This window comes from Chamaesiphon sp. OTE_8_metabat_110, from assembly GCF_031382685.1.
Classification (GTDB): Bacteria; Cyanobacteriota; Cyanobacteriia; order Cyanobacteriales; family Chamaesiphonaceae; genus Chamaesiphon.
This window is the reverse complement of record NZ_JANMZA010000087.1, coordinates 1-7,961: the sequence shown is the minus strand read 5'-3', so window position 1 is coordinate 7,961 and position 7,961 is coordinate 1. Positions and strand designations below refer to the sequence as shown.

The following is a 7,961-nucleotide window of genomic DNA, read 5'->3' as shown; positions in this document are numbered from 1 at the left end:
GTGGTGTTGCTATTGTTATCTAGTTACTTTTGGCGATTTGCACTGCGGTTCTATACTAGTGCTTCGAGTTAGGGGGGAGATGGGAGATGGGAGATGGTATGGAAAAGGGGAAGGGGAAAAGGGAAAAGGGGAAAGGGTAAGAGGTAAGAGGTAAGAGGTGATGCCGAAATCCTCCAGTCTCCTGTTCTCCCAGTCTCCTAGTCTCCCAGTCCCCCGTCTCCCAGTCCTTTACTTAAACTGTTTAAAAATTTCCTCAGTCTTGGCTGCCATCACTAGGTCGTTGAGATGTAAGCCGCCGACGGTGTGCGTCCACCAGGTAACGGTGACTTTACCCCATTCTGTCAGGAGTGCGGGATGATGGGATTGAGACTCGGCTAGTTCGCCGATGGCATTGGTGAAGGCGAGTGCGGTTTGAAAATCTTTGAATTGATATAGGCGTTCGATGCGTTGTTCGCCTTTGACTTCGTACTGACACCAATCGGGAATTTGGGGTTGAAAGGCGTCGATTTGAGCCTGCGTAATTGCGGTTTCACCACCAAGGCAAGGGACACACTGTTGTTGCGTTAATTCTGACATAAATAATCTCCATCTAAAACGATATCTCTACTAAATAGTCTTAGCAGGGATATTTTAACTATCGATGATTAACGATCGAGGAGCAACATAAAATGATATCCCTACTAACATAGTATTAGTAGGGATATGTCAATTATCGATGATTAACGATCTAGGAGCGACGATCGATCGATTCAGATGTAGTTTTCGCGATGGGAGGTTCTGAGAACGCAGATGAGAGTTCGAGGAGTTCGGGCACCGTGACAAACTTGTAGCCTTGGGCGCGCAGTTGGGCGATAATCTGGGGAACGGCGATGGCGGTATTGTTGTGGCTGCCACCACCATCGTGCATCAGCACGATACCGCCAGGGGTTGCACCATTGAGGACGGTTTTGAGAATCGCTTCGGAGGAGGGGCGGCGGGGGTTGCTGTCGCCAGAATCCACCGACCACATATTCACCGATTGGTTGTGTTTGAGGGCGTAGGCAACTAAACCATTAGTTAACATGCCGCCGGGTGGTCGAAAGTAGGCGGTTTCGACATTTAAGACTTCTTTGATGATTTTGGCGGTGTCTTCGATTTCCCGCTGGGCGACTAACGGACTCATCTGCTTGTACCAATGGTGGAGCGTGTGGTTGGCGATGACATGACCGTCGGCGAGGACTTTTTTACCGATTTCGGGGAAAGATTTGAGTGGCTGACCGATCATATAAAAGGTAGCTTTAATCTGTTCTTGTTTGAGAGTTGCTAAAATTTTCTCGGTAGTTTCCGGCCAGGGGCCATCATCGAAGGTGAGGGCGATGACTTTTTCGGCACCAGGTACGGGGGCATCTTTAATCGTTTTGGCTTGAAAGTTTTTGGGAACGTCAAAGTTCATCGGAAAGCTCCGGGCAATTGCTGTCGTCACCTCGACAGTCTCGACCAGTCCCGTCTTGGCGATCGAAGCATTCGGATTTATGCTACTAAATATAGTATGTAGTAATGCGACTGCCGCACACGACATGACGGCGACCGCTACCCATAAAGTTTTACCTGGTAGTAATCTGCCGATCCGATCTTGGTACTCACCTCTAGCCAATTTAGCAACTCCTAACGTTTATACAAGGGTTCAATCTGGGTTTGTCATCCTGTTGCCTGACTATCCTAATTTTTTGCATAATTAAAGGTAGTCTGACTCTACTTTTCGGTCTGAGCTAGCGAAGACAGTAAGATTATATCAAAACATTCCGCCAAACTTAGCTGTTCTACTCATTCATTGCGATCGAAATAAAGTGAATAGTGGATAGTGGATAGTGGATAGTACTTAGGAGTAAGTGGTGCAAGATGTAAGTATACTCATTCGTGACGATCGCTAACACTGAAGAGATTAATCTATATGACTAAGTTGCCAGTGGTAACGCAACAGATTGCGGCTAGAGTCCATTCTGACGTGACGACCACCACAAAAGATTCCCAATTGCCAGAAGTTGCCGCCTATCTGGCGATGCCAGATACAGCGGGCGAGTTTCCCGGAATTATCGTACTCCAAGAAATATTTGGCGTCAATACCCACATTCGCGCTGTCACCGAACGGATTGCTAGCATGGGTTACGTTGCCATTGCCCCGGCATTATTCGACCGCATCGCACCGGGATTTGAGACGAGTTATACTAGCGCAGATATCGAATTAGGTCGCAGTTATGCTCAGCAGACGAATGCCGCGCAACTACTCGGTGACATTCAATCGGCGATTGAATATCTCAAGACTTTACCTCAAGTTACATCCCAATTCGGCTGTATCGGTTTTTGTTTTGGCGGACATGTGGCTTTTTTAGCAGCGACACTCGCCGATATTACCGCGACTGCATCCTTTTATGGTGCGGGAATTACTACTGGGACTCCTGGCGGTGGCGAACCATCCGTGAGTCGAGCGGGGGCGATCGCGGGTACGATAGATCTGTTCTTTGGGATGGACGATGGGAGCATTCCGCCCGCGCAGATTAGCGAAATCGACACCGCCTTGACTCAAGCTGGCATTCCCCATCAAATCTGGCAGTATCCCGGTGCCGAACACGGCTTCTGTTGCGATGTTCGGGACAGTTACAACCCGACTGCGGCGGAGGATGCTTGGCAACATGTGACCGAACTATTCGATCGACTCAAATCTGTCTAAGTAGCGCGGCATAATATATGTAGAGGCACTATTGCGTCCGATCGGCACCATTGCCTTAAACTTAGAGATTGGCGAGTAACGACGATTGCCCGATCTTCAGTCGATCTCTAAGAGGATGTTTGAAAAGTATAGATTAGCACTCGCAAACCCTAGAAAATCCCCCCTAGCCCCCCTTAAAAAGGGGGGAACCGGATGAAAGTCCCCCTTTTTAAGGGGGATTTAGCGGATGCGCTCCGGTCGGGTTTCCCGACCATGGAAGCGCACCAAGCAGGGGGATTTACCCACCATGAACGAAGCAATTAGACTTTTCAAACACCCTCTCATACCTCAAACCTCAAACCTAATTTAATGAATAAGACTCAAACTACCCCAGCCGAAATTTTTTCAATGGACGACTTTGCTAAAGCCTTAGATGCTGAAGTCGTCAGTTTTGAAAAAGACCAATTAGTGCGGGGTAAAATCCACAGCTATGATAGCGATGGTGTGTATGTAGATATTAATGGTAAATCCCTCGCCTTCGTGCCAGCAGAGGAAGTTGCCGCAGATGAATCGGCAGATCTATCGGCATTATTACCGATTGGGGACGAGCAAGAATTTCTGATTATTCGGGAGCAAAATGCCGACGGACAAGTGACACTCTCCAAACGTCAATTACAGGTCAGATATGCCTGGAATCAAGTTGGTGATATTCAAAGCAATAAAGAATCGATCCAGTTGAAAGTAACTGGTGTGAATAAGGGTGGTGTCACGGTAAACTTCCAGGGGATTCGCGGCTTTATTCCTCGATCGCAATTACTCGAACGCGACCATGAATCCCTGGTTGGTACCAGCATTCCGGGCGTGATTATCGAAGCCGATAAAGAGAAAAATAAGTTGGTCTTCTCGCAACGCCAAGCAACCCGCACTGCTAATTTTAGTCAACTAGAATTGGGTCAATTAGTCAGTGGTATTGTTGTCGGGATTAAACAGTTTGGAGCCTTTGTCGAATTCGATGGCAATACTGGTTTAATCTATATCAAACAAGTCAGTCAAAATCGGGTCGAAGCTTGTGAGAAGTTATTCACAATCGGTCAAGAAATCAAAGCGATGATTATCGATCTCGATGAAGGTAATGGCAAGATTTCGCTCTCTACCCGCGTCCTAGAAAATCATCCCGGTGAGATGTTAGAAAACATGGCGGAAGTGATGGCATCTGCCGAAGCTCGCAGCGAACGCGCGGCGAAGAAGTTATTTGGTAACTGAGTTAGGTTTTAATACCAAATCCGCTTTACAAACCCTTGTTTTGCGATCGAAAACCCAGGCAGCCCTCACCCCGCCAGATCCTGCGGCTCCGGCTCCCCTCTCCCAAGCTTGGGAGAGGGGTTGGAGGTGAGGGCAAGGTTTGTCGGTTGTACAAACCGGATTTGTTGTCAGATAATGAAAAACCAACAGATCGCTCGATCGGTTGGTAAGATAGCTGTGTTGGGAGGAGAAAACTCATTCCTTAGACTCTGCCAAAAACTGATACTAGCTGGTATGTGACCGCTTGGGACGTTAATGCTGAATTGTAAAGCTGGTTGTTATCTCTTATTAAGAATTGTAACAAACATCTTGCCAAAACGCAAGAAATCCTCGGGAGATTCTCTCCAGGAGGATAATGCAGCTTAATTAAATTTAAAGCTCTATGTGGCTCAAACTTGCGGCAAGCGGCTCGACCGTGAATTTTGGGGAGAAAAGGCAGAGGAGTCGATCGGGAAAATTTGCTGACCGACTCCCGCACGTTCTGTTAAACCACCCTGTAAGCTCTCTGGGAACTAGATAAATTAGATTCCGATCGAGTACAGATGTGAACAGCTTAACCTAGATCCCCGTAGATCCAATGGTTAAAAGGTAACTAAAAAGTCATGATTCATCATGTAAGGTCGATCGAGAGCAAATATAACTAGTGCTAGTTATGGGTTGTTAGTGTGGGTAGATGGGAGATGGGAGATGGGAGATAACTAGTAGGGTGGGCATCGCCCACCGTATAGGTTTTAGGCATTATCTATTTAATAAATATTTGCACCCACCTACCGATCGAGATTAAGCTGGCACCGTATAAGCGATGAGCTGTCCGACTCTTTGGCGCAAGGTTTCGAGACTCAGCCGCTCGGAGGCAGAGATAAATACCGCATTAGGGAACTCTTCCTCAGCTTGAGCTAGTCTGTCACTATCGACCCGATCGATCTTATTAAACACGATCAGCGATGGCCCTGGGGCGATCGGCATCTCACTCAAAATTCCCATCACGGAGCGAATATGGCTGTGCCAAGCCGGATGGGACAGATCGATCAGATGGATCAGCGCATCGGCTTCGGTGACTTCTTCCAAGGTGGCGCGGAAGGCATCCATCAGTGGTGGTGGTAGCTCGTGAATAAAACCAACTGTATCGGTGAGTAATATTTGCCGCAAGTCCCCATCATTGCTCGCTGGTACCTGAAACCGTCGCGTTGTCGGATCGAGGGTGGCGAATAACTGGTCGGCGATGTAGACTTCGGAATTAGTTAGGGTATTGAGCAGGGTGGATTTACCTGCATTAGTATAGCCGACTAGAGCCACAGACGGAACATCGTGATGCTGGCGTTGGAGCCGCAGCCGCGAACGATGTGCTTGGAGTTGGTTCACGTCCTGCTGAAGTCGTGAAATTCGCTTTTGAATCGTCCGGCGTTCGGTCTCTAATTTGGTCTCTCCAGGCCCTCTAGTGCCGATCCCACCACCTTGGCGAGACATGGCTTGACCGCGCCCAGTTAGACGCGGCATCATGTATTCTAGTTGGGCTAGTTCGACTTGGAGTTTACCCGCTCCAGATTGAGCGCGTTGGGCAAAGATATCTAAGATCACCTCAGTTCTGTCTACTACCCGAATCCCGATTTGGGTTTCGAGGTTGCGTCCTTGACTGGGGGAGAGATTGCAATCAAAGACAATCAGATTCGCCCCAATTTTTTGAGCGGCGAGGGCGATTTCTTGGATCTTGCCTTCGCCAACTACCGTTTGGGGGTGGGGTTTCGATCGCTTCTGTTGGACGGTTTGGAGGACTTCCCCGCCAGCGGTTTGGACTAATTTAACGATTTCTTCTAAGCCATCATTAAATCGCTGAGTAGTCACGTAGTCAGTTTTGACACCTACTAATAATACGCGATCGGTTTCATCGGCGACGTTCTGATTGGCAACATCCCGCGCGTATTCACTTTCGATCCCATCGACTAGATCTAGAAAGTCTCGATCGCTCAGATCCTCTAAACTCAACGGCGGCGAAATCGTCCAGTTAATCTCTGGATGTGGCACTAGGTGTGCGAGATAGGTATCTTGAATATATCCCGTCGCACCCCCACCACGCTTTTGAAAGCCGCTGCCAGTAATATTCAAAGTTACCAGCGCATCCAGCCGCTGGATCGCCATCGAGGTGAGTGCGCTCTCACTGGGGATTTCCGATTTGAGCTGAGTCGAAATACACCGAATCCCACTCAACCGCTCCGCACCATAGCGGGGTAATTCTAACGGGGGAATTTGAGTTTGACCGGGAGTACCCACACCCAAGCGAATAATTTGACCGCGCCGATTGATATATACGCTCACCGGGTCGCGAATTTCTGCACTAATCGCCGCTAACTTTTGAGCGAATTCTGGCGTAGTCAGTCGATCGCCTGGTAGTCTGTCGTTATACAACTTCCGCAGTTGTTTGATCTGATTGGATTTTAATCCTTGTAAGTTGCCGTAGATCGTCTCGATATGTTCTTTTCCCAACGCATTACTTCTAGTGTAGTGGCTGGGGATGGCGTTTGGGGCGGTGTTGTAAAACTTTGTTATGAGATGGGAGATGGGAGATGGGGGATCTGCGGTGTAACGTAAGTTATTTAAGTTGCTGCGTAGTCCGTGTTACCCCACCCCAGCCCTCCCCTTATAAAGCGGATGCGCGCTCGTCGGGTTTACCGACGGTTTAGCGCACCAAGCAGGGGAGGGAGCAAAAGCCCCCCTTTATAAGGGGGGTTGGGGGGTAAGCCCACCGAAAACGAAGTCCCTAGATTAGAATCTTTCCCCGATTCCAAATTGAATCCGCGTTTCCGCGCGGTTATTGAGGGCATAATCGATCCGAATCGGCCCGATGGGGGAATTCACCCGCAGCCCTGCTCCGTAGCCAAAACCATTGCCTGGTTTGCCACGCAATCCGGCGGGATTGCCTGGAACGCTACTGCCCGTACCCAAATCGGTACCATAGTCGGCAAAGATGCCAATACCGACGATCGAAATGAGGGGGAAACGGTATTCGGCAGTAGCTTGGACATAACTACGTCCCGAACCCACATCGCCATCTTCATAGCCGCGCACGGAGCTAGTGCCGCCCAAACTAAACGCTTCATAGGGTGGTAAATCTCCTAAGATCGTGCCGCCTTGGATGTTGAACACCAACGCTTGCGAGCCGGGGGTAAAATTAATCAAGCTTACGGGAGTGTAGTTGGTAAAACTCGCTCTGGCGCGGGTCATGAAGATATTACCCAAACCCACTGGCACTGACTGATCTAGTCCGAGTTTGAGTAGGGTACCTTGGGTCGGATCTGTGAAACTATTGCGTAAATCTTGGGTGACGCCGAGCTGCACCATCAGCAGATCGTCCTGTCCGGTTTTACTAAAGCTCAGATCGCCACCTCGGGTATCTATAGGCACGATCGCACCCCCGCCGACATCCTGAATGGCGACGCGTTGATACTGCACGCCCAGGGAACCGCGCCAAGCACTATCGCTAAAGGGATCGCCATTGAGCGGACGACTGAAGGTAATCCCGCCTCCCTGACGCCGAATCCGGGGGATATCGGTGGTTCCAGGGATATAACCGGGATTTGTGCCGCCATCAAATACGAGAGAAGTCGATCGACGTTGGAACAGATTGGCAGTATAAGATGTGCGGTTGGGGTCGGTGGCAATCCACGGGTCGGTGAAATTCACGTCGAATAGGACATCCGATCGCGTGCCGATCTGGACTTCCGCACCTAATTTTTGAGCGTTACCGCCGATATTTAGTTGGTTGTAGCTGACACTCCCAAACAAGCCACTGGTCGAGCTAATACCACCCCCAGCCAGGATGTTAGCTGTTTTCCGCTCGATGACATTCAGTTGCAAGATCACTTTTGCCGGATCGCTACCGGGGGCAAAAGAGACGCGGACATCATCGAATAACCCCAAGCCATAAATCCGTCGCAGATCTTTTTGAATCGTATTCCGGTTGAAAATTTTACCCGCT

The 7,961-nt window shown here is 49.2% G+C and carries 6 protein-coding genes; 2 read left to right on the top strand and 4 right to left on the bottom strand.

What is annotated here, in order from left to right; all coding sequences use genetic code 11:
- Window positions 1–228 precede the first annotated feature (228 nt).
- The gene (locus RMO52_RS03275; RefSeq protein WP_310410790.1) at window positions 229–576 is read right to left on the bottom strand and encodes a 4a-hydroxytetrahydrobiopterin dehydratase; all 348 of its coding nucleotides are present in this window, start codon (window positions 574–576) and stop codon (window positions 229–231) included.
- 151 nt (window positions 577–727) lie between these two features.
- On the bottom strand, window positions 728–1,633 hold the full coding sequence (locus RMO52_RS03270) for a polysaccharide deacetylase family protein (protein WP_310410788.1): 906 nt from the start codon (window positions 1,631–1,633) through the stop codon (window positions 728–730).
- A 297-nt stretch (window positions 1,634–1,930) separates the two neighbouring features.
- On the opposite strand from RMO52_RS03270, the gene RMO52_RS03265 reads away from it, so the two are divergent.
- Both RMO52_RS03265 and RMO52_RS03260 read left to right on the top strand, forming a co-directional pair.
- Entirely contained in the window at window positions 1,931–2,707 is a 777-nt protein-coding gene (locus tag RMO52_RS03265; RefSeq protein ID WP_310410786.1) for a dienelactone hydrolase family protein, read from the top strand.
- 348 nt (window positions 2,708–3,055) lie between these two features.
- Window positions 3,056–3,949, top strand: coding sequence for a S1 RNA-binding domain-containing protein (locus tag RMO52_RS03260; protein WP_310410784.1), 894 nt, complete (start codon window positions 3,056–3,058; stop codon window positions 3,947–3,949).
- Between the two features lie 819 nt (window positions 3,950–4,768).
- Here RMO52_RS03260 and hflX read toward each other — a convergent pair.
- Together hflX and RMO52_RS03250 are read right to left on the bottom strand one after the other, a co-directional pair.
- Window positions 4,769–6,469, bottom strand: coding sequence for a GTPase HflX (gene hflX / locus RMO52_RS03255; RefSeq protein ID WP_396134868.1), 1,701 nt, complete (start codon window positions 6,467–6,469; stop codon window positions 4,769–4,771).
- 279 nt (window positions 6,470–6,748) lie between these two features.
- The coding region (locus RMO52_RS03250) for a BamA/TamA family outer membrane protein (RefSeq protein ID WP_310410782.1) at window positions 6,749–7,961 on the bottom strand (1,213 nt) is incomplete at its 5' end.